Below are 21,499 nucleotides of genomic sequence, written 5' to 3' on the forward strand. Positions count from 1 at the left end.
ATGCGCTACTATTTGATCCGACGATTGTTGTTGATGATTCCACTGGTGTTAATGATCTCTTTCGTGGCATTTGCCTTAATGAGCTTGTCGCCGTCAAATCCCGCTGAAGTTGCACTGCGAGTGAATGAGATTGTCCCCACGGATGAAGCTATCGCCGCCATGCAGCACGAGTTGGGGTTGGATAAGCCTTTTCTGAGCCAATATTTCTCTTGGCTAGGACGCAGTCTACAACTTGATTTGGGCACTTCGTTTATTACTCGCAAGCCTGTACTGCATGAGTTTCTATTGGCTTTACCAGCAACGTTGAAGCTCGCATCCTATTCACTGGGCATTATCATGCTGCTATCACTCTCATTGGGGATGATGAGTGCGTTACTGGCTGGAACGCGGCTTGATAAGGGCGTGCGTGCTATTTTATTCGTGTTGACAGCAGTGCCCAGCTATTGGATGGGATTATTATTAATCTGGCTATTTAGCCTGTATTGGGATCTGCTGCCCGTGGGCGGAATGATGGAAACAACATCCGTTATTTTGCCCGCGTTAACACTCTCGCTGGCATATGTTGGCACTTACATGCGGTTAATTCGCAGCAGTGTGCTGACTAACCTACAACAAAATTATGTTCGCTATGCTCGCATGAGGGGACTGAGTGAACGGCGTATTATCGGCAAGCATGTGCTGGTTAACTCATTACATTCAACACTCATCGCGTTGGGCATGAGCATTCCTAAGTTAATTGCTGGCACCATTGTGGTTGAGAATATATTCGCTTGGCCAGGGATAGGGCGCTTATGTGTCTCGGCGATATTTAACCGTGACTATCCTCTCATCCAAGCTTATATCCTGTTAATGGCTCTGCTATTTGTCACATTCAATTTTGTGGTTGATATCATTCAGGTGTGGATCGATCCTCGTATCGGTTTTGGGGCTCACCGATGATGCGTATGCTGTGGCAACGCTTGCGGGCCGATCCTATGGCCTTTTGCTGCTTAACCCTCCTTGTTCTGATCCTATTCGCGGGGATCTTTGCCCCGTGGCTCGCCCCACAGGATCCCACGTTGACGGCGATACGTCACAAATATCAGCCGATGAGCCTGAACCATCTCTTAGGGACGGATAATCTAGGGCGAGACGTGCTCTCGCGTCTGCTTTATGGCATTCGCACCACGGTATTTTTGTCACTGTTTGCCATGTTAGTGACCATTCTTTTTGGCACCGTGGTTGGCTTTATTGCGGGCTACTTTCGCGGCAGGATTGACGAGTGGCTAATGCGCCTTTGTGACATGATGCTGTCGTTCCCCAGTGAAGTGATGATTTTTGCTATCGTGGGCATGTTGGGGCCAGGGATTAACAACATTATTCTGGCGATAGTGGTGATTAAGTGGGCTTGGTATGCACGTATGATCCGTGGCGTTGTGGTGCAGTACAGTGATAAAAATTATATTCGTTATGCCAAAGTGATCGCCTGTTCTGACCGGCATATTATGCTGAAACACCTTTTACCGGTCACTGCGGCTGAGATAATCGTGCTGGCCACGACGGATATGGGGAGCGTCATTCTCACCATCTCTGCATTATCCTTCTTGGGGCTAGGGGTGCAGCCTCCAACCCCAGAATGGGGGGTGATGCTTAACGAAGCCAAAAACGTCATGTTTAGCCACCCGACACTGATGCTACCCGCAGGGATTGCCGTCGTCATGGTGGTTGCGGCCTTCAACTTTATTGGTGATTTTTTGCGTGACGCGCTAGTGCCCTCGTCACAATCGGACTCTTCATCGGCGGATAATTGAATGACATTATTAACGGTCAATCACCTCTGCGTCACCGAACCACACACGGGCAATCGCCTAATTTCTGATGTGTCATTCAATCTGGCTGAGAATGAGTACTTGGCTATCGTCGGCGAGAGTGGCTGCGGCAAGAGTATGATATGTCATGCCATTCTTGGATTGGTGACCCCGAGCCTCAATGTACAAGGGGATATCTGCTTTCGCGGGCAATCGCGTCAGGATATGAAAGCCGCTCAATGGAGCCAATTACGTGGCTGCCAACTGGGGATGGTCATGCAAGATGCGATGAGCGCATTTGATCCCTTGTATACCATTGGGAGCCAGATTGCAGAGACATTGCTCGCGCACGGCCGCTATTCTCCAGCGCAATTGCAAGTCAAAACTCACGCCATGATGGAGCAGGTGCAATTGCGCCATCCTGCTGAAATCTGCAAAAAATACCCGCATCAACTTTCAGGTGGGATGCTGCAACGAGTAATGATCGCCCTTACGTTGGCACTGAAACCGGATGTGATCATTGCCGACGAACCCACGACAGCATTGGACTGTATTACGCAATATGAAGTGATCGAACTGTTTATCCGCTTACGCCAACAAACGGCTTCCTCGATGATTTTTGTTTCACATGATCTCGCGGTTGTGCGGCGTATTGCGCAACGCATATTGGTGATGAAAGAAGGGCAAGTGGTTGAATCCGGCTTAACTGAACAGATATTTTGTCACCCCCAACACCCTTATACCCAGTATTTGGTGGAAACACGGACCGCATTGAGTCGGCGGTTTAATCAGATTATGGATAGAAGCAATCATGCTCGTTGAGGTTAAGTCGCTATCAAAAAGTTACCCACTGTCGGACAGCCATTTTTGGTTTAAAAAGCATAGACGGGTGATTGATCAGGTGTCATTTTCCATCATGGAGGGCGAATGCCTCGGTTTAGTGGGGGAAAGTGGCAGCGGTAAAAGTACATTAGGGCGTTTACTGCTGGGCATTGAATCCCCAGACAGTGGCACAGTGAGGCTAGCCGGTAAGCCCGTCCGCGCAGCACAAACTCGCCGCAATACCCTCAGCGCTGTATTTCAGGATTACACCTCTTCGATAAACCCGAATATGACCGTGTGGCAAGCTATCACTGAGCCGTTACAGGCACAAAGGTTGCTGGCTCCCCCGCAAATCAACCAGAGAGTCAGTGAGGTGATGCAGCGGGTTGGATTAGCGGAAAAGCTGCGGGTACGCTATCCCCATGAGTTATCAGGCGGCCAAATCCAGCGTTTGTGTATCGCACGCGCGATAGCGACTCAGCCACGTTTTATTGTACTGGATGAAGCGATCAGCTCACTTGATATCCCTTCTCAAGTTCAAATTCTGGAACTACTCCTCGAACTGAAAAAAGAACTTAAGATCACTTACTTTTTTATCACCCACGACATTCAGGCTGCCGCCTATTTATGCGACAGAGTGCTATTTTTCTATCAGGGGCAGGTGGTGGAACAGGCGTTGGTCGATGAGTTACATGCTGTACGCCATGATTATGCGCGTAAATTACTTGCCAGCGTGATGACGTTTTAGTCCTTTTCTTATTGGTTAGACGAAATCAATGTTATCACCGCTCTATTCTGCGGTTGAGATTAAAGGGTTAATTGTATTTAATATTGTCGTCGCTGGAATTGGCAGGATTAAATATTGCCATATTATCTATTCGTCATTTTTATTTAATGACTTTCTATTATGTGAACATTAATAACCAAAATGACTTTATATTTAATAGATGTCGGTATTATTATTTTAACGCAATTCTGCTGTCGTATTATCATTCCAACAGAGGCTATTTTCATGCGTTATAACTCTGTTTTTCCTTTAGTTTTTACTGTGTCTGATTTGTATTTAAATCAATAAAAACAAGTGGATATTGGATTTGTCTTATCGTGAAAATTTGATTTTTACTGTTATTCTTAAACTTAGTTAATGTTTCTTTGTTGCAAATCAATATTTTTATTATTACGATGTTTATTGCACGGTATTTTCTATTTTTGTGATTTACATTTTATTATTCTTATTTATTGGTTATCAAAACAGATTGTAAATGACATCGCTGCAGTCATAATTGCGAAAAATTATTTTTATATTTATATCCCTTTAAATATTGGTGAAGGATTTTCTGTGTGTCTCGTTTCAATTATTCTATATTAATAGCTGGCATATTATTGCCTTTGGTGGCTATTCCTTCCGCCGGCTATTGCGCAGAATTACCTTCTGTTCAGCAATTACCCTCTGTTCAGCAAAGCATTCACCAACAAGAACGGCAACGTGCTTTGGAAGAACGCCTTTCGCCTTCAGCGCCAGATGTGCGTTTATCCGAACCCACTGCGTCTTTGGGCCGACTGGTTTTTCCCGTTGAGAAACCTTGCTTTGCGATTGACCATGTAAAACTCACGGGTACCCAGCCATTACCGCGCTGGTTACCGTTGCAACGGCTGGCCAATCAGGCGCAAGGCCACTGTTTGGGCGCGAAAGGCATTAACCTGCTGATGAGCGAGATGCAGAACCGCCTGATCGACCACGGTTATGTCACCACCCGCGTACTGGCTCCGCAGCAAGATTTGAACCGTGGCACGCTGACGCTACACGTGGTGCCCGGCAAAATACGCCATGTGGCCCTGACACCCGAGAGTGATCGCCATGTCACGCTGTTCACCGCCTTCCCTGCCCGCGCCGGTCACCTGCTGGATCTGCGCGATATCGAGCAGGGGCTGGAGAATCTCCAACGTATCCCCACAGTGCAAGCCAGCATGGAGTTGATCCCCGGCGATGCCCCCGGTGAGACGGATATCGCTCTGAGCTGGAAGCAGAGCAAAATGTGGCGGCTGGCTGCCTCACTGGATGACTCGGGCACGCGCAGCACCGGTCGTTATCAAGGCGGTGCAACGCTGTTTCTCGATAACCCGTTGTCCCTGAGTGACCAGTTTTATGTCTCTGCGGGCGGCTCCATTAAAAATCGGGGCGAAAAAGGCACCAACAACCTGACCGGCCATTACTCGCTGCCGTTCGGTTACTGGACCGCAGGTATCACCGCCAGCAGCTATGACTATCACCAAACGGTGGCAGGTCTCAATGGCGACTACCACTACCGTGGTGAAAGCGACAATGTGACGCTGCAACTTAGCCGCTTACTGCACCGCAACGCCAGCCAGAAAACCACCTTCACCTACGATGTGCTGACCCGCTCATCGAAAAACTACATCAATGATACCGAAGTGGAAGTCCAGCGCCGCCGCACCTCTGCTTGGCGCGTCGGGCTACAACATCGCCACTTTATCGCGCAGTCCACGCTGGACGCGGGGATCAGCTATCAGCGCGGTACCCGCTGGTTTGGGGCCGTACCGGCACAAGAAGAGTATTTCGGCGAAGCCACCGCCTTGAGCAAAATTCTGCGACTGAATGCGCAGTTGGACGTGCCTTTTGTCCTCGCGACACAACAATTCCATTACAACCTGCAATACCAGCGCCAGAGCACCAACACGCCACTGACCCCGCAGGATCAGTTCGCTATTGGTGGCCGTTGGACCGTGCGCGGCTTTGATGGCGAACGCACACTCAACGCCGATCGCGGCTGGACAGTGCGCAACGATCTGGGTTGGTACACGCCCCTGCCCGGACATGAGCTATATGTCGGGGTGGATTACGGCGAGGTGAGTGGGCGCAGCGATCCTTATCTGGTGGGCCGCCATCTGGCGGGCAGTGTCGTGGGGGTTCGTGGCAAGGTCCTGAATACCCACTATGACCTGTTTGCCGGCAAACCGCTCTCCAAGCCCGAGGGGTTTAAAACTGACTCGGTAACGATGGGCTTTAGCCTGAACTGGCAATACTGATGCGACTCATAAATAACATAATTTCTGGAATGACTGATGAATAAAAACCTGTACCGAATCGTCTTCAACAAGGCGCGAGGCCTGTTGATGGTGGTCGCGGATATCGCGGCTTCCGGTCGGGCCACCTCATCGCCATCCTCCGGTGTGGGTCATGCGCAACGCCGCTGCATCAGTGCCTTATCGTCGTTGAATTTTAGTCTGCTACTGGCGTTAGGCTGCGTCTCACTCTCGGCTCAGGCGGATATTGTGGCCGATGCCGGTGCGCCCGCCGGTCAGCAGCCGACTATTATCAGCAGTGCCAACGGCACGCCGCAGGTCAATATTCAAACGCCCAGCAGTGGCGGGGTTTCTCGCAACGTCTACAGCCAGTTTGATGTCGATAATCGCGGCGTGATCCTCAATAACGGCCACGGGGTCAATCAGACTCAGCTCGGCGGTTTTGTTGACGCTAACCCGTGGCTAGCACGGGGTGAGGCCAATATTATCCTCAATGAGGTGAACAGCCGCGACCCCAGCAAGCTTAATGGCTATATCGAAGTGGCGGGCCGCAAGGCGCAGGTGGTGATCGCCAACCCCGCTGGCATCACCTGTGAAGGCTGCGGCTTTATCAACGCGAACCGCGCCACGCTGACCACCGGTCAGGTGCAACTGAATAACGGCCAACTGACCGGTTACGATGTTGAGCGCGGCGAGATTATCGTCCAAGGCGCCGGCATGGACAGCAGCCGTCAGGACCATACCGACCTGATCGCCCGCTCCGTCAAAGTGAATGCCAGCCTGTGGGCCAATGACCTGAATGTCACCACCGGCCGCAATCAGGTGGATGCTGCGCACCAGAGCATTAACGCCAAAGCCGCCGATGGCAGCCCGCGCCCCACCGTGGCCGTGGATGTCGCCAATTTAGGTGGCATGTATGCCGGTAAAATTCGCCTGATCGGCACGGAAAGCGGTGTTGGGGTACGCAATGCCGGTGAGATAGGTGCCTCTGCGGGTGATATCACCATCACGGCAGATGGCATGCTGGTCAACAGCGGCCAGATAAGCAGCGCCCAACAACTGACGGTGAAGACCACTGGCGAGATAGAAAACGCGGGCGTGCTGTATGCGCAGGGCAATACCCAACTCACTACGGCAGGCAAACTCAGTAACACCGGCACCCTTGCCGCCGCCGGTGACACTTCGCTGCGCGCCTCTGAAGTCAACAGCAGCCGCAACTCGGTCTTAGGGGCGGGCGTTAAGTCCGACAGCAGCCGCATTACCAGCGGCACACTGCGTGTTGAGGCCAGCGGAAAGTTACTCGCGCAAGGGAAGAATATCAGCGGGACGGCGCAGCACTTCACAGGGCAAAGTCTCGATCTCAGCGGCAGCCAAACGCAAAGCAGTGATTTGGCGCTGACCGCCCAAGGTGGGGATATCGATCTCACGGGAGCAGACTTGTCGGCCAACCAACTGTCCGCCTCGACCGCCTCGATGTTACGTACTGACAGCGCCCGTTTGATTGCCGAGCAAATGACGCTCGACGCTCATTCACTCTCCAATGTGGGCGGCGTGATAGCGCAAACGGGAGCAACAGATTTTAACCTGAATCTGGCCGGTGCGCTGGATAACCGTGGTGGCAAGATTCTCTCGAGTCGCCAACTCTCGCTTCAAGCCGAAACCTTGACCAGCAACGATAACAGCCTGCTAGGGGCGGGCGTACAAAGCGATGGCAAATTGGCTCAGCACGGCGATTTACAGGTGGCAACTCGCCAAGCATTGATGGCCCAAGGGCAGAATGTCGCTGCAGGGGATATGACGCTATCCGGCTCGAGTGTTGACCTGACCGGTAGCCAGACTCAAGCCAGTAATATCACGATTAATGCCCGCGAAGGGGATATCTCAACTCAAGACGCGACCCTGATAACCCCCGGTACACTCGCGGTCACTGCGACAGCCGATCCGGAACAAACGCTGAATAGCCGTGGCGGCAAATTGCAGGCGGAGAATATCCAACTCAACCTTGGAAAATGGGTTAACAGCAACGGAGAGGTTGCCGCGGCAACGGATTTACAGGTCAATCTGCAAAGTGATTTCACTCACCAGACCGGCGCGCGTATCACGGCAGGGCGTGACTTGCGCTTTAGCACCAGTGGCGCATTGATTAATCAGCATAAACTGGAAGCTGGGCGGGATATGCAGTTGGCGGCGCTCAGTGTCAATAATACCAATGCCGATAACAGCAGTGCTCTACTGGCGGGGCAGAACTTGTCATTGAACACGGATAGCTTGCTGAACAATGGCGCTATCTATGCCGCTGGCGTCGGGCAATTAACCGTGAAGGGGAGTGCCAATAACAGCGGGTTAATTGCCGCGCAAGGGGATCTCCAACTGCACGCAAATGACTTGCTCAGTAGCAGTACCTCTTTGATCGGGGCCGGATTAAAAGCGGACGGCAGTCGTGCCAACAGCGGTAATTTAACGCTCAATACTGATCAAGCCTTGATCGCTCAAGGGCAAAATATTGCGGTGGGTGACTTGGTACTCTCTGGTCGCGGGATTGATGTCTCGGGCAGCAAGACTCAGGCCAATAGTATCACCCTAGCTGCGGGGGCGGGGGATCTGAACTTAACGGGCGCGGTGGTTAAAGCAGCAACGCAGTTAACTGCCAGTACCACGTCCCTTCTGAGTACCGATAAAGGCAACGTGATCGCCGAGCAAATCACCCTCACCGCGCAAGCACTCTCTAATTTTGGTGGGGTTATCGCCCAAACGGGGATAACGGATTTCAACCTGAATCTGGCGAGTTATCTTGATAACCGCAGTGGCGCTATCTTCGCCAAAGGCAATGTTGACGTTCAAGCACAGCAGCTCAAGAGCGACAGCGGTAGCCTATTGGGTGCTGGCGTGCAGAGCGATGGTCGCCTGACGGATACCGGCGATCTGGTGGTGATGACTCGTCAGGATTTAACCGCGCAAGGGCAATCTCTGGCAGCAGGGGCGATGACATTAACGGGAAGTCGGGTTGATCTGACGGATAGCCATACGCAAGCCCAAGGGATCAATATCACCGCTAACAGTGGCGATATCAGCACTCAGCGCGCCAATATTGTCTCTTTAGGTTCTCTCACCCTCAATGCCGGTGCCAATGCCACGCAAACCCTTAATAACCAAGGCGGCGCACTGGCGGCGAATAACATTGCTTTAAATCTGGGATGGTTTGATAGCAGCGCAGGCAAAATGACGGCCAATCAGGATCTGACGATCGGCTTACAGGGGGATTTTAGCAATCTGGCCGGATCGACGCTTCAGGCAGGGCGTGATTTAACCTTTAAAACCACTGGTGCCTTCACCAATGATGGGCAAATATTGGCGGGTCGAAAACTGAGTACCGACTCAAATAGCTTACTGAACACCGGCAAGATAAATGCGGCGCAGGCAGAACTCACCACGGCAGGCGCTCTGATTAACCGAGGGGAAATATTCAGCAGTGGTCAGCTTGATACAGATTCCAGCACGCTACTCAACAGCGGCACCCTCATTAGCGCAGCCGCCACGCTCAAAGCACGCGATCGCATCACTAACACCGGCCCCAATGCCCTTATCGGTGCTACCGATGTCAACGGCACTTTAGCGCTATTGGCACCAGTGATTGAAAATAGCGATACCGTCACCAGCACTGATACCGCACCGACCACCACCCTTTTAGGCATGGGCAAAATTATTCTGGCTGGTGGGCAAGATAATAGCGGTAATTTCCAAACGGCAGCTCAGGTGCTCAATATCTCCGGCTTAATCGAATCAGGTAAAGATCTACTGGTTTATGCCAATACCCTGACCAATCGCCGCCATATTTTAACCGCCAACACTGAATTTGTGACCGGCGAAACAGTGAGTGGGACCGCCTACTGGACGGCAGAAAACCCGAATATTCCAGGCGGGCGCTACGCTGAACCCCCTCATGGCGGGTCAATGAACAGTGACTACATTGGCACTAATTATACGTCGACCTCTGCTTATAACAGCATCGATAAAATCAGCCCCGAGGCACAGCTGTTAGCGGGGGGAAACCTCACTCCGCACGTTAACACGCTGGAGAACTTCTGGAGTAAAGTCAGTGCACAGGGCGACATTGACCTTTCGGGGGTCACCCTGCAACAAGATGGTTGGGCAGGGCAGCAGCGGCTGATCGAACGGACCACCTCTACCGGTGAATGGCGTTATCGTACCTACAAAGGCAATTTGTGGGGCACCGGTTGGGGGCCAGAAGTCAAGGAACACGCCACCAACCAATACGCCTCGAGTCTCACGGCAAAAACGATCAGTGGCAGCGGCACAACGATCAGCAATGGCGCAAACCCCGGCACTGTCGCCCCACCGACTGAGCGCGACAGTAGTGGCAAAAATATCACGCTCGAGTTTAACGGCATCTCTCTAGCGCTACCTAGTGGCGGGCTGTATCAGCTCAGTGCGGGCAACAACACGCCAACCGCAGGGGACAAGCTATCGCTCGACAGTATCAATCACTCACCGTCCCTCGATCCTAATGTGGATCGCGCGAGCCTAACCCCACCGGATCGAACCGTCAGTACCGGCTATTTGATCGAAACGAACCCTGCGTTTGCCAATTTGAATAACTGGAAAGGGTCGGACTATTTTCTCCAGCAAGTGAATAGCGATCCTGCGTTAATCCACAAACGTTTAGGGGATAACGCTTATGAACAGCGGCTGGTGCGCGACCAAGTGCTGGCATTAACCGGCCAAGCGGTCACCCATGATTACAGCAGCGCACAGGCGCAATTCGAGCAGTTATTTGCGGCGGGCCTTGAGTACAGTAAAGCGTTCAATATTGCCCTTGGTACTCACCTCAGTGCTGAACAAATGGCGGCATTAACCACCAATATGGTGCTGATGGAAACCCGTGAAGTCGCGGGGGAAACGGTATTGGTGCCGGTGGTTTATCTGGCCGGCATCAAAGCAGGCGAGTTGCAGGCCAACGGGGCATTGATTGCCGCAGAGAATATCACCTTAACCGATGTGCAGGGGTTCAATAACTCAGGGGCGATGATCGCCACCCATAATCTGAACCTCAGCATGGCGCAAGACATTACACTGACGAGCAATGGCGGCCTGCTTCAGGCGGGCAATAATATGCTGCTCAGTACGTTGAACAGCGATATCGACCTGACCGGCACGCGGCTTAATGCGACCAACCTGCAACTCGATAGCGGACGTGATCTGATCCTGCGAACTGGTACAGAGCAACTGAGTAGCAATAATGGATCTGTGTGGCGGGATCAAACCCTTCTCGGGCCACTGGCTAGCCTCAACATCAGCAATAATGCAGTGATCAACACCGAACGTGACTTTATCATGCAAGGTGCGGGCCTGACCGTGGGCAAGGATCTTCAGATCAATACTGGCGGCGACTGGCTGCTCAATACGGTCCAAACCCGTGATCAGATCAGTTCGAATTTCGGTCACGGCACTGCGACCAGCGAGCATATTCGCCATCTGGGGAGTGAGGTCAATGTCGGTGGTGCGCTAACGGCTAGCGTCGACAATCTCACCGCCGTGGGGGCCAATATTCAGGCTGGCACGATGGATGTACAGGCGCAAAATATCAACCTGAGTGCCGCCACGGACAGCTTGCAAGTGACCGGTGAATCCTCGAGCAAGCGCCATAAAGGTGCCATTGATCTTTATGATGAAACGCTGATCGGCAGCCAGTTAAATGCCAAAGGGGATATCAATCTTAAAACGGCGCAAGACATCAACCTCAGCGCCAGTGGCATACAAACCGATGGCGCGCTAAAACTGGCCGCAGGCGGCGATGTCACTCTCACCACGCAGGCAGAGCAGCATGATGAGCAGCGCATTCATGAGGGTAAAAAACGCGGGCTGGCCTCCACTACCACGACCCGCACCGAAGACAGTATTCACCAAACCTGGGCGGTAGGCTCCCTGCTGTCAGCGGGATCTATCGATGCCAGCGCTAAAAACATCGCGGTCACCGGTAGCCAAGTGGTGGCCGATAACGATATCCATCTGCGGGCGCAAGACAATATCAACGTGAGCACTGCGCAGCAGAGCCAGAGCGAATCTCACCTGTTTGAGCAGAAAAAATCCGGCCTGATGAGCACGGGCGGCATTGGTGTCACATTGGGCAGTAACAGCACCAAAATGACCGATACCGGCCAGTCGATTTCCAACGTGGGCAGCACTGTCGGCAGCGTACAGGGCAACGTCAACATGACTGCCGATAAAGACCTAACGGTAAAAGGTTCTGACGTGTTAGCCGGTAAAGACATCAGCCTGACCGGTCAAAACGTGGCGATTGTGGCGGCAGAGAATCAAAGCACTCAAACCCATATCGTGGAGCAAAAAAGTAGCGGCCTGACGCTGGCCCTGTCTGGCGCAGTCGGCAGCGCACTAAATACCGCAGTGACCGCCGCCAAAGATGCCAGTGAAGAAAGCAATGGCCGACTGGCCGCGCTGAAAGGCGTCAAAGCCGCGCTCGGTGGCGTGCAAGCGGTGCAGGCCGGCCAACTGGTGCAGGCTCAGGGGGGCGATAGCGCCAGCATGTTCGGCGTCAGCATCTCATTAGGCGCACAAAAATCGTCCTCGCAACAGCAGCAGGAACAGACCAGCGTGACGGGTTCGACCCTGACGGCGGGCAATAATCTGACCATCAACGCCACCGGTGATGGTAACCCCGCGAACAGTGGCGATATCGTGGTGCAGGGTAGCCAGCTCAAAGCCGGCGGCGATACGACGTTGGATGCGGCCCGTGATGTGCTGTTACTCGGCGCGGCCAGTACGCAAAAAACCGACGGCAGTAACCGCAGCAGCGGCGGCAGTGTGGGTGTCAGTGTGGGTATCGGTGGCTCTGGTAGTGGCCTGAGTATTTTTGCCAACGCGAACAAAGGGCAAGGCAAAGAGCACGGTGACGGCACCTTCTGGACGGAAGCACAGATTGACACAGGCGGCACACTGTCGCTCAGCAGCGGGCGAGATACTGCACTGATAGGCGCGCAAGCTAACGGCGAAACCGTCAAAATGGATGTCGGCCGTGACCTGTTGCTGCAAAGCCAGCAGGACAGCGATAACTACGATTCGAAGCAGACCAGCGTCAGCGGCGGTATCAGTGTCGCGGTCATTGGTACCGGTGGCTCTGCCAATCTGAGCATGAGTCGCGACAAGCTGCACAGCAATTATGACTCAGTGCAGGAACAGAGCGGTATCTTCGCAGGCAAAGGCGGTTTTGATATCACCGTCGGCGAACACACCCAGCTTGATGGTGCTGTGATTGCCAGTACTGCAGACAAGAGTAAAAACAGTCTGGATACCGGCACACTGGGCTTCAGTAACATCGAGAACAAAGCCGATTTCAAGGCCGAGCATCAGGGCGGCAGCCTGAGCACCGGTGGTCCGGTGGGGTCTGACCTGCTGAGTAATCTGGGTAGCGTGGTGTTGTCGGGTCTGGGCAATAGCGGTCATGCCGAAGGCACTACGCAGGCAGCGGTTAGCGATGGCACGATTACCATCCGTGACACTGATAAACAGCAGCAGAATGTCGATGACCTGAGCCGCGATACCGACAACGCCAACGGCAGTATCGGCCCTATCTTTGATAAAGAGAAAGAACAAAACCGCCTGAAAGAAGCGCAACTCATCGGCGAGATTGGCGGTCAGGCCATGGACATTGCGCGAACGCAGGGAGATATCATTGGTTTGGAGACCGCGCTGAAGGCCAATCCGGCGTTGAAAGGCGATGCGGAAGCCCTGCGTGAGACAAAAGAATACAAAGCCGAAATGAAGAAATACGGCACTGGCAGTGCGTTGCAACAAGGTCTTCAGGCTGCAACGGCGGCGATACAGGGCTTGGCTGGTGGCGATATGGCGAAAGCGCTGGCAGGTGCTTCTGCCCCGTATCTGGCTGAAGTGATCCACAATATGACCCTTGACCCGACCCGAAAAGGGGGCGTCAACACGGAAGCCAACCTGATGGCTCATGCGGTTCTCGGTGCGGTGGTTGCTCAGGTCAATGGCAACAGCGCACTAGCAGGGGCTTCCGGCGCGGTGATGGGGGAATATATCGCCCAGCAAATGTACCCAGGGGTCGCGCGTGAAGATCTGAACGAAGAGCAACGACAGACCCTCAGTGCATTAGGTACACTGGCGGCCGGATTAGCCGGTGGCTTGGCGGGTGGTAGCACCGCAGATACCGTAGCCGGTGCACAGGCCGGGAAAAATGCGGTTGAGAATAACTCTCTGAGTGATATTGCTGAGAATCAGGCGTCAGGAATGTCACAAGCGGAGCGGTATCAGAAAGCGCAGAATGCACTGGTGAAAGCCACGGAGGAGTTTAAAGAGAATAACTGTGCCGGGCTCAGCGCTGAAGCCTGCGGTGCAAAAATGGATGCGCGTCGCGATGAACTGTTGGCAGGAGCCGCAGAGTTTGGCAGCGACTTCATTCCTGTCTACGGTGATATCAAGAGTTTTGCTGAGGCTGACAGTACGCTGGGCTATCTGGCTGCGGTGGTTGGAATATTACCGGGGCTAGGTGATGTAGTCGGTAAAGCTATTAAAGGCGCAGAAAAAGCTCTCAAGGCGGGAGATCTTGAAACTGCGTCTAAGCTGATTAATAAGGCCAGTGATGAAATTGCTGCTGTCTCAGGAAGTAAAGGAAATTGGAGCAAAGAACTAAACAATCCTCAGCCGAATAAGACCTATCAACTGGATGGTAATAAAACATTTAAGACTGACTCTTTGGGAAGGACGGAAAGCGTCGAGAGTTCATTATCCTGGTCTAAAAATGATCGTAATACTTATCAGCAATGTAAAACTGGAAAATGTGGTGTTGACGGCGATGAAGGTGGACATTTGATTGCCAGCATTTTCAATGGCCCAGGTGAAAAACTTAATCTTGTTCCTATGGATGGGAACTTGAATAAAAGCGTATGGAAGCAAATGGAAAATAAATGGGCTGATGCTTTAAAAGATGGTCGCCAAGTCAATGTGAAAATAGAGCCTGTTTATAAAGGAAATAGTAAGCGCCCAGATAGTTTTAACGTAACATACTCTATTGATGGTGGTCGTCCAGTTATTAGAGATATTAGTAATAGCCCAGGAGGCGTAAAATGAACGAATTAGATGGCCTGCATAATAAAATTGGTCAGTTATTGGTTGATGCGGGGCCTGTTAATGCTAAGAAGATCGTTGCTCGTGCAAAGTTACCACTTGATGGTGAATCATGTGAATATGAATATGATTATCTTGATCAAGAAGATGATGAAGACTGGTTCGTTCCCGATAAGCTAGCGAGCCATGATCTCAGGCTGCTACTAGTTAAATTGAGAGATTTTTATATTCAAAATAATATGACTAATGGCAAACCAGCATGGACAGCCTGTGAAATCATCGTCGATGTACTAGAAGAAAGAATAAGCATAAATCTTCAATATGATGAGTAACTTAAATCCCACCCACCGAGCTTAGATTCTTTTAATAACACCGAGCGGAGTAGTGACTTCCAGTTGCTCTGCATCGGTGATCCTTAACTCAATGAGCCAGGGATCATCGATAATCACCTCGCCATTCTCCCGCACCGAATCCGAATCCAAATCCTGCTGCTGTTGACTGACCTGAGCCGCGATACCGACAACGCCAACGGCAGTATCGGCCCTATCTTTGATAAAGAGAAAGAGCAAAACCGCCTGAAAGAAGCGCAACTCATCGGTGAGATTGGCGGTCAGGCCATGGACATTGCGAGGACGCAGGGAGATATCATTGGTTTGGAGACCGCGCTGAAGGCCAATCCGGCGTTGAAAGGCGATGCAGAAGCTCTGCGTGAGACAAAAGAATACAAAGCCGAGATGAAGAAATACGGCACCGGCAGTGCGTTGCAACAAGGTCTTCAGGCCGCAACGGCGGCGATACAGGGCTTGGCCGGTGGCGATATGGCGAAAGCGCTGGCAGGTGCTTCTGCCCCGTATCTGGCTGAAGTGATCCACAATATGACCCTTGACCCGACCCGAAAAGGGGGCGTCAACACGGAAGCCAACCTGATGGCTCATGCAGTTCTCGGTGCGGTGGTTGCTCAGGTCAATGGCAACAGCGCACTAGCAGGGGCTTCCGGCGCGGTGATGGGGGAATATATCGCCCAGCAAATGTACCCAGGGGTCGCGCGTGAAGATCTGACCGAAGAACAACGACAGACCCTCAGTGCATTAGGTACACTGGCGGCCGGATTAGCCGGTGGCTTGGCGGGTGGCAGCACCGCAGATACCGTAGCCGGCGCGCAGGCCGGGAAAAATGCGGTTGAGAATAATGCGCTACTCTTACTCATGGCCCCACCACCACCGGTAGCGGGACAAGTACCACTGAGTGGCGCTAATACAGTTATCGCGCAGAAGCTGGATGATGCAGTGAAAGAGTTCGGCAGGGAGGCGGTGAAACAATGCCTCTCTGGTGGCGATTGTCCATTGCCTGTGCAAGTTGCGCTATTGGCTATCCAAGCCATGATGGGAGAAGGCGAGAATGGCCCTTCTGATACGGGTGGTGATCAGATAGCAGGATCGGGTCTAACTAATACGGGGGGAGACCAGACTGCGGGTAACTCGCTAAATCATACCGGTGGCGATAACACTACAGGTCAGGGTGATACCGACACGGGTAATCGGGATGGCAAGCCAGATACGGGAGGGAATAGTACAGTAACGCTAATTCCTGAAGGGCCGAATAAAGATGATTTGGCTTATCTGGCACTGAAAGGAAAAGAGGCTCAAGAAGCTGCTAAAAATTTAGGATATGACCGAAGAGTACCACCACAAAAAGCACCATTTAACTCTCATGGTCAGCCTGTATTTTATAATGGGAAAGATTATATTACTCCAGACGTTGATAGCCATAACGTTACCAATGGCTGGAAGCTGTTTAACCGTAAAGGTGATCGAGTCGGAACTTATGATAGTGATCTGAAAAAAATTAAGGACTAAGAGTGTTTGGAATTTTTCCGGGAGATATCCCCATTAAAGAATATGATGAAATAGTTTTACCTTCATCAATTATGATCGATGAGTTTAAAGAGAGTTTCAATCTCCCTTTAGCTTACTGGAGTGTTGAAAATTATAAGGCTAGTTGGAGGGAGTCTATTGAGTTTGGGTTGCAAAATTGTAATTATGCTGCATTAGCAGTTTCTATGTATGAACCAGATTATACAAATTTTGTATTTACATGGGTTTTATATTTTGAAGGTAAAGATATTTTTGTCCAAAATAAAATACTTTTTTTGGACGAATGTCCTGGATTCATGCCGGATAAAATTAATGATTACGTTCAGAAACGTGAAACTCATGATGAAGATGGGCGGAAAATATCTGAATGGAGTACTGACCTTAAAAGTGTGATTGATTTTTATAATAGTCTTAAATAATAATCCCGACTGAATGGTTGGTATCTTTTCCTCTAAGCTTAAGAATACTTACTTCCACTGCCGCAACCGGATTACACCCGTTACGGCGGTGGTATCCAGTTGTTCGCCATTGGTGATGTCAGAGCTACTCAATCAGTTGCTAAAGTAATGGCTGGCCGCGCTGAAAGGCGTGAAAGCCGCGCTTGGTGGCGTGCATATATCGCCCAGCAAATGTACCCAGGGATCGCGCGTGAAGATCTGACCGAAGAACAACGACAGACCCTCAGTGCATTAGGTACACTGGCGGCCGGATTAGCCGGTGGCTTGGCGGGCGGCAGTACCGCAGATACCGTAGCCGGCGCGCAGGCCGGGAAAAATGCGGTAGAGAATAACTATCTCAATGCCAGTGATAAGATCCGTCAAAAACAGCTGGAAACCAAGCTGGCAAATGGCACCTTCAGTGATGGCGAAGTGCAAGAGCTGGCAGAGCTGACGAAAAAGAATGTCGTTAGCGATGAAAATCTGAGGAATGCTTGTGCTAGCGGAGCCAACGCGGGTTGTATTAATGAGATAAAACTGGCGCTTGCTGCCAAAGAAAGCTATCAGGGTTATGCTGAATACCAGACGTATTATGATTTACGCGACCAGTTCCCGGAAGAAATGGCGAAGTTCGGTGATTTAATCGGGAACTACTCGCGTGATCTGCTTAAGCTAGTAGACCAAGGTTATACGCCTGAGCAGGCGCAGGCCAAGATGGTGCAGGATGTAACATACTCAGCCAATTATCAGCAGGCGCTGGACGATGTTCCAGGCTGGGCCAAGATAGTGATGACTATCCAAGATACGGCAGGGATCGTTTATGGTGCCTAGGCGGCGGGAGCTAGCCTAGAAAGGTTGGCTGAGAGTCAACTGATTCCCTACAGGCAGTTGGTGACCGATGCTCGGGCTGGATTATCTTCCTCACCGAAGCGTTCAGGTAACGTTGCTGTTGCTGAAGTTGATATACCGGGTATGCCAAAGCAGATGGCTGCGCATAGTAGTGTTGACGAGGCTGGTAAAGGGTTGGTGGGTAAAGGGAGCCAAAATTTTGAGTTCCAAACTTTGGTTAACAGTGCTGGAGTAAAGATAAAAAGGAATACGGACTCCGAATATAAAATCCTTGATAACTTAGCCGATCAGTTAGGCAATAACACTTCTGTCAAAGGAACAGTAACCATCTTCACTGAACGTCCAGCATGTGGAAGTTGCTTAGGTGTCGTTGAGCAGTTCCAACAAAAATACCCGAGTATCAAAATTAATGTATTGGATAATAATGGGATTTTGCTAAGACCCGGAGCTAAATAATGAGTTATGAGCGTATTCTTTACCAAGAGATAAGGTCATCATTTTTAGAATGTTACTACTACTGTTGTCGAAATATTCTGGATAACGTTGGTAGAGGTGGTGATGGTTGGGCAGAAGGCGAACATGAGATAGGTTATGCTTACTACCAATTTGAAAATGCTTATGAGCTACCTATTGAAAATTTAATGCTTAATGTATTGAATCTAATTTTAGGTGCCGGTCGATTTGGTGATACTTTCGATAGTTTTTATCGCAGAGAAATATCAGAAATTTTATCAAAGCATAGCCTTGATGACTTGATGGCAGATATCGACGAAGAAGAACGTAAAGACCTCCTTTATGATATGAAGTTATTAAAGCTAGTTTAGTGCGCAAATCTCGGCCAGTTGGCCGGGATTTTTGTTTTTATGCCTTAAAAACATCCTCTTCCCGCCGCTGCAACCGGATTAGCCGGTGGCTTGGCGGGTGGTAGCACCGCAGATACCGTAGCCGGCGCGCAGGCCGGGAAAAATGCGGTTGAGAATAATGCGCTACTCTTACTCATGGCCCCACCACCATCGGTAGCGGGACAAGTACCACAGAGTGGCGCTAATACAGTTATCGCGCAGAAGCTGGATGATGCAGTGAAAGAGTTCGGCAGGGAGGCGGTGAAACAATGCCTCTCTGGTGGCGATTGCCCATTGCCTGTGCAAGTTGCGCTATTGGCTATCCAAGCCATGATGGGACAAGGCGAGAATGGCCCTAATCCTAATATCGGCAAGGATCTGACGGATGAGCAGAAGAAAGAGCTGGGTGGTTCGGGGGCTGGAACGCCGGGAGGCTGGGGGCCACAGGATGAGGAAAGTGCGAGGAATAAGGAACAGCAGAGTATTACTGTTGAAGACTTAACTTCTACATCGTCAAAAGGGAACGAAACTACAGGACGTTCGAAACTCTTTGAAAGGACAGGTGGTAGCAGTATTGCTAATAAAGAGTTCGATGCCTTATCCCCTACAGATATTAAAAACATTCTGGGTGGGAGGGTTGGTAAACTGCCTGATAGGCGAACGGTTATTGTTCGTGAGTGCAGCACTAATGGTTGACCAACATTAGAGATCCAATCATGGAAGAATAGGATTAAGTTTAGATATGACGAGTAATCATATATGACTGAAAAATTAGTAAAAATTAAATTAACTGAAAGCTCTCTTCAGGATTTTCAACTAGATGATTTTCGATATTCTTCTGGTTCGCTTGAACTGGTTCTATCTACTGGAAATAGCGGAGGTATTAGTAAAATCAATGTGTTATTCGACTGGGTTTATTCCTTCAGAGTGACTGATGAGGGCGATTTACTGAAAATGCAAGAAGAACAAAAAGGGGAGATGCTTACTGGTCTTTATTCTGTAGAAAAATCTAAGTATTTAGAATGGTTTAATGAACAGAGTATTAACATACATGATGATGTTGTTCATTATATGCTCTCAACTGTGGACGATGTTATAGATATTTTATCTTCCGTTGCTCCTTCAATATCTATAAGTAAGTAAAATAACCCCGGTCAGTTGTCCGGGGTTATTAGCTCTAGTTGTTGCAACTGGATCACACCAATTGCTTCTGAACAGAGATACTGGCATCGGTCAGGCAATCGCCACCAATGACCAACTCTCTGTTATCAGGCTTCCAATCTGCGCCAAGGTTATGGCGCTGTCTGGTGCAGTCGGCAGTGCACTAAATACCGCAGTGACCGCCGCCAAAGATGCCAGCGAAGAAAGCAATGGCCGACTGGCCGCGCTGAAAGGCGTCAAAGCCACGCTCGGTGGCGTGCAAGCCACCAGGTGACCCTTCAGGGCAGCAGCCTCATGGCGGGTCATAACTTGAATATCGCCGCCAATCGAGACGTGATTAGGCAATCTTTGAACCAGCTATTGAGCGATAAAGTCATTAAATCACCTAGATGGGATATGGCTGATTGACGAAAGAGGCAATCAGATTATCGGTAGAGAAATAGCGATCAGAGTATTCGGCAGCGCTGCGCAACTCAAATGTTAGCGGTAATTTCATTTTCTAACGAAAAGTATTGCCATCCATAGCAATGTGTTCGCGTGGAGTAGTAATTAATATTATTGTTTGATCATATTGAATGTAAGCGGTATTTCTCTATGAGGAAGGAAAGAATCATATTGAAATGAAATATGCCCATCTTCTACTGGTTTTCTCGTCAACATAATCAACATATCTCGAGTAGCCTCCTTTGTCTTATCTTGGGCAAAAATTGGAGTAAGGCTATGCTTTCTCTCATGGTCAACAAATAGCAATGTATCAAGAAATTTCTTGTGTTGAATTTCTTTTAGAACATAACTTCGATCTATTTCATTATGATTCAACCCATTCTTTTGTTTCATATCATGAACAAAAGTTTTAGCGCTATTCGAACTCATATTCTTACTACCAAGGAATATTGTCATTGTATGATCAGCTCCATCACTGTGAACACCTTCCAGACTTGGCTCTCCTAATAGGATTGGCGTAGTGACAGTCCTCAAATTGAAAACAGTACATAGGGATTGATGGCTGTCTTGGTTTAGTTTGGGTCGTGGTGCAACGGTTACATCGCTTACAAGATAAGCTTTGATCATCATAAGCGCTTGAAATACTGTATTGAGTTGTAAATCATCGCCAATACCGCGAAAACAGCGAGTTTTCCCTGAGTCATGGCGAACAAAATCCTCTTCAGCGGAGAGCACAAAGGGCTGAAATTCGATTCGCTCTATCGTGGAATTTTTAAAGTTGAAACAGAACCTACCCGTTTTGGTTTTTCTAAACGGTAAGGTGGGATCACTGATCAAATGATTACTGATACTTTCCAATTTAGTAAAGTCAGCGGGGTCTACCTTTAGCGATAATATGATTTTTCTTATTATGTGACCAGGGATGAAAATAGATCTATTTTTTTGATATTCTTCTTTGATATTATTAAGTAGAGATAAATTTTCCATTGATTATAGCCTCTTACTATAGTTTACAGAAGTAATTAATTGTTTTTTCGAGGTGATTTTTAACTTAACTAAGATATTTATTCAAATATGATGGATTTTGCTGTTTTATCATGGCCTTAACTGTGGTT

Annotated in this window: 14 protein-coding genes and 4 pseudogenes; 17 read left to right on the plus strand and 1 reads right to left on the minus strand. The window is 50.0% G+C overall.

The window, feature by feature from the left end; all coding sequences use genetic code 11:
• From opp1B to DA391_RS24680, 17 genes and pseudogenes are all read left to right on the plus strand, one after another.
• Window positions 1–939: a nickel/cobalt ABC transporter permease gene (gene opp1B / locus DA391_RS03335; protein WP_057651151.1), complete on the plus strand. Its 939-nt coding sequence runs from the start codon at window positions 1–3 to the stop codon at window positions 937–939.
• The gene (gene opp1C / locus DA391_RS03340; RefSeq protein WP_057651149.1) at window positions 936–1,790 is read left to right on the plus strand and encodes a nickel/cobalt ABC transporter permease; all 855 of its coding nucleotides are present in this window, start codon (window positions 936–938) and stop codon (window positions 1,788–1,790) included. The genes opp1B and opp1C overlap by 4 nt, the downstream gene beginning before the upstream one ends.
• A complete protein-coding gene (locus DA391_RS03345; RefSeq protein ID WP_057651147.1) occupies window positions 1,791–2,609 on the plus strand; it encodes an ABC transporter ATP-binding protein in 819 nt (272 codons plus the stop codon).
• On the plus strand, window positions 2,599–3,357 hold the full coding sequence (locus tag DA391_RS03350; protein WP_057645601.1) for an ABC transporter ATP-binding protein: 759 nt from the start codon (window positions 2,599–2,601) through the stop codon (window positions 3,355–3,357). Before DA391_RS03345 ends, DA391_RS03350 begins: the two co-directional genes overlap by 11 nt.
• 593 nt (window positions 3,358–3,950) lie before the next feature.
• A complete protein-coding gene (locus DA391_RS03355) occupies window positions 3,951–5,657 on the plus strand; it encodes a ShlB/FhaC/HecB family hemolysin secretion/activation protein (protein ID WP_108087368.1) in 1,707 nt (568 codons plus the stop codon).
• Between the two features lie 36 nt (window positions 5,658–5,693).
• Complete coding sequence (locus tag DA391_RS03360) at window positions 5,694–14,780, plus strand: hemagglutinin repeat-containing protein (protein ID WP_159074554.1); 9,087 nt, start codon at window positions 5,694–5,696, stop codon at window positions 14,778–14,780.
• A complete protein-coding gene (locus DA391_RS03365) occupies window positions 14,777–15,109 on the plus strand; it encodes a hypothetical protein (RefSeq protein ID WP_057645824.1) in 333 nt (110 codons plus the stop codon). The genes DA391_RS03360 and DA391_RS03365 overlap by 4 nt, the downstream gene beginning before the upstream one ends.
• Before the next feature lie 168 nt (window positions 15,110–15,277).
• Window positions 15,278–15,973, plus strand: a pseudogene (locus DA391_RS24140) (VENN motif pre-toxin domain-containing protein); the annotation flags it as partial.
• A gap of 9 nt (window positions 15,974–15,982) precedes the next feature.
• The gene (locus tag DA391_RS24420) at window positions 15,983–16,633 is read left to right on the plus strand and encodes a toxin C-terminal domain-containing protein (protein WP_315850683.1); all 651 of its coding nucleotides are present in this window, start codon (window positions 15,983–15,985) and stop codon (window positions 16,631–16,633) included.
• Between the two features lie 2 nt (window positions 16,634–16,635).
• Window positions 16,636–17,070 (plus strand): hypothetical protein, encoded by a 435-nt coding sequence (locus tag DA391_RS03375; protein ID WP_050875065.1) that lies wholly within the window; start codon window positions 16,636–16,638, stop codon window positions 17,068–17,070.
• Between the two features lie 198 nt (window positions 17,071–17,268).
• Window positions 17,269–17,454 (plus strand): annotated as a pseudogene (locus DA391_RS24670) (VENN motif pre-toxin domain-containing protein); the annotation flags it as partial.
• A gap of 72 nt (window positions 17,455–17,526) precedes the next feature.
• A pseudogene (locus DA391_RS24675) lies at window positions 17,527–17,919 on the plus strand (DUF6862 domain-containing protein); the annotation flags it as partial.
• 60 nt (window positions 17,920–17,979) lie between these two features.
• Window positions 17,980–18,393 (plus strand): deaminase domain-containing protein, encoded by a 414-nt coding sequence (locus DA391_RS03385; RefSeq protein WP_240624786.1) that lies wholly within the window; start codon window positions 17,980–17,982, stop codon window positions 18,391–18,393.
• Window positions 18,393–18,761: a hypothetical protein gene (locus DA391_RS03390; RefSeq protein ID WP_057651257.1), complete on the plus strand. Its 369-nt coding sequence runs from the start codon at window positions 18,393–18,395 to the stop codon at window positions 18,759–18,761. Before DA391_RS03385 ends, DA391_RS03390 begins: the two co-directional genes overlap by 1 nt.
• A gap of 90 nt (window positions 18,762–18,851) precedes the next feature.
• On the plus strand, window positions 18,852–19,475 hold the full coding sequence (locus DA391_RS03395) for a VENN motif pre-toxin domain-containing protein (RefSeq protein WP_108087370.1): 624 nt from the start codon (window positions 18,852–18,854) through the stop codon (window positions 19,473–19,475).
• A 63-nt stretch (window positions 19,476–19,538) separates the two neighbouring features.
• A complete protein-coding gene (locus DA391_RS03400; protein WP_108087371.1) occupies window positions 19,539–19,922 on the plus strand; it encodes a hypothetical protein in 384 nt (127 codons plus the stop codon).
• 151 nt (window positions 19,923–20,073) lie between these two features.
• Window positions 20,074–20,211 (plus strand): annotated as a pseudogene (locus tag DA391_RS24680) (hemagglutinin repeat-containing protein); the annotation flags it as partial.
• Between the two features lie 284 nt (window positions 20,212–20,495).
• Here DA391_RS24680 and DA391_RS03410 read toward each other — a convergent pair.
• Window positions 20,496–21,371: a 2OG-Fe dioxygenase family protein gene (locus DA391_RS03410; protein ID WP_057651250.1), complete on the minus strand. Its 876-nt coding sequence runs from the start codon at window positions 21,369–21,371 to the stop codon at window positions 20,496–20,498.
• Window positions 21,372–21,499 lie beyond the last annotated feature (128 nt).

The sequence above is a fragment of the Yersinia massiliensis genome, assembly GCF_003048255.1.
GTDB classification, from domain to species: domain Bacteria; phylum Pseudomonadota; class Gammaproteobacteria; order Enterobacterales; family Enterobacteriaceae; genus Yersinia; species Yersinia massiliensis_A.

Bases quoted from the DNA above. Each gene is read 5' to 3' on its own strand.
- opp1B (WP_057651151.1), top strand. From the start codon at position 1: ATGCGCTACTATTTGATCCGACGATTGTTGTTGATGATTCCACTGGTG.
- opp1C (WP_057651149.1), top strand. From the start codon at position 936: ATGATGCGTATGCTGTGGCAACGCTTGCGGGCCGATCCTATGGCCTTT.
- DA391_RS03345 (WP_057651147.1), top strand. From the start codon at position 1,791: ATGACATTATTAACGGTCAATCACCTCTGCGTCACCGAACCACACACG.
- DA391_RS03350 (WP_057645601.1), top strand. From the start codon at position 2,599: ATGCTCGTTGAGGTTAAGTCGCTATCAAAAAGTTACCCACTGTCGGAC.
- DA391_RS03360 (WP_159074554.1), top strand. From the start codon at position 5,694: ATGAATAAAAACCTGTACCGAATCGTCTTCAACAAGGCGCGAGGCCTG.
- DA391_RS03365 (WP_057645824.1), top strand. From the start codon at position 14,777: ATGAACGAATTAGATGGCCTGCATAATAAAATTGGTCAGTTATTGGTT.
- DA391_RS24420 (WP_315850683.1), top strand. From the start codon at position 15,983: ATGGCCCCACCACCACCGGTAGCGGGACAAGTACCACTGAGTGGCGCT.
- DA391_RS03390 (WP_057651257.1), top strand. From the start codon at position 18,393: ATGAGTTATGAGCGTATTCTTTACCAAGAGATAAGGTCATCATTTTTA.
- DA391_RS03400 (WP_108087371.1), top strand. From the start codon at position 19,539: ATGACTGAAAAATTAGTAAAAATTAAATTAACTGAAAGCTCTCTTCAG.
- DA391_RS03410 (WP_057651250.1), bottom strand. From the start codon at position 21,371: ATGGAAAATTTATCTCTACTTAATAATATCAAAGAAGAATATCAAAAA.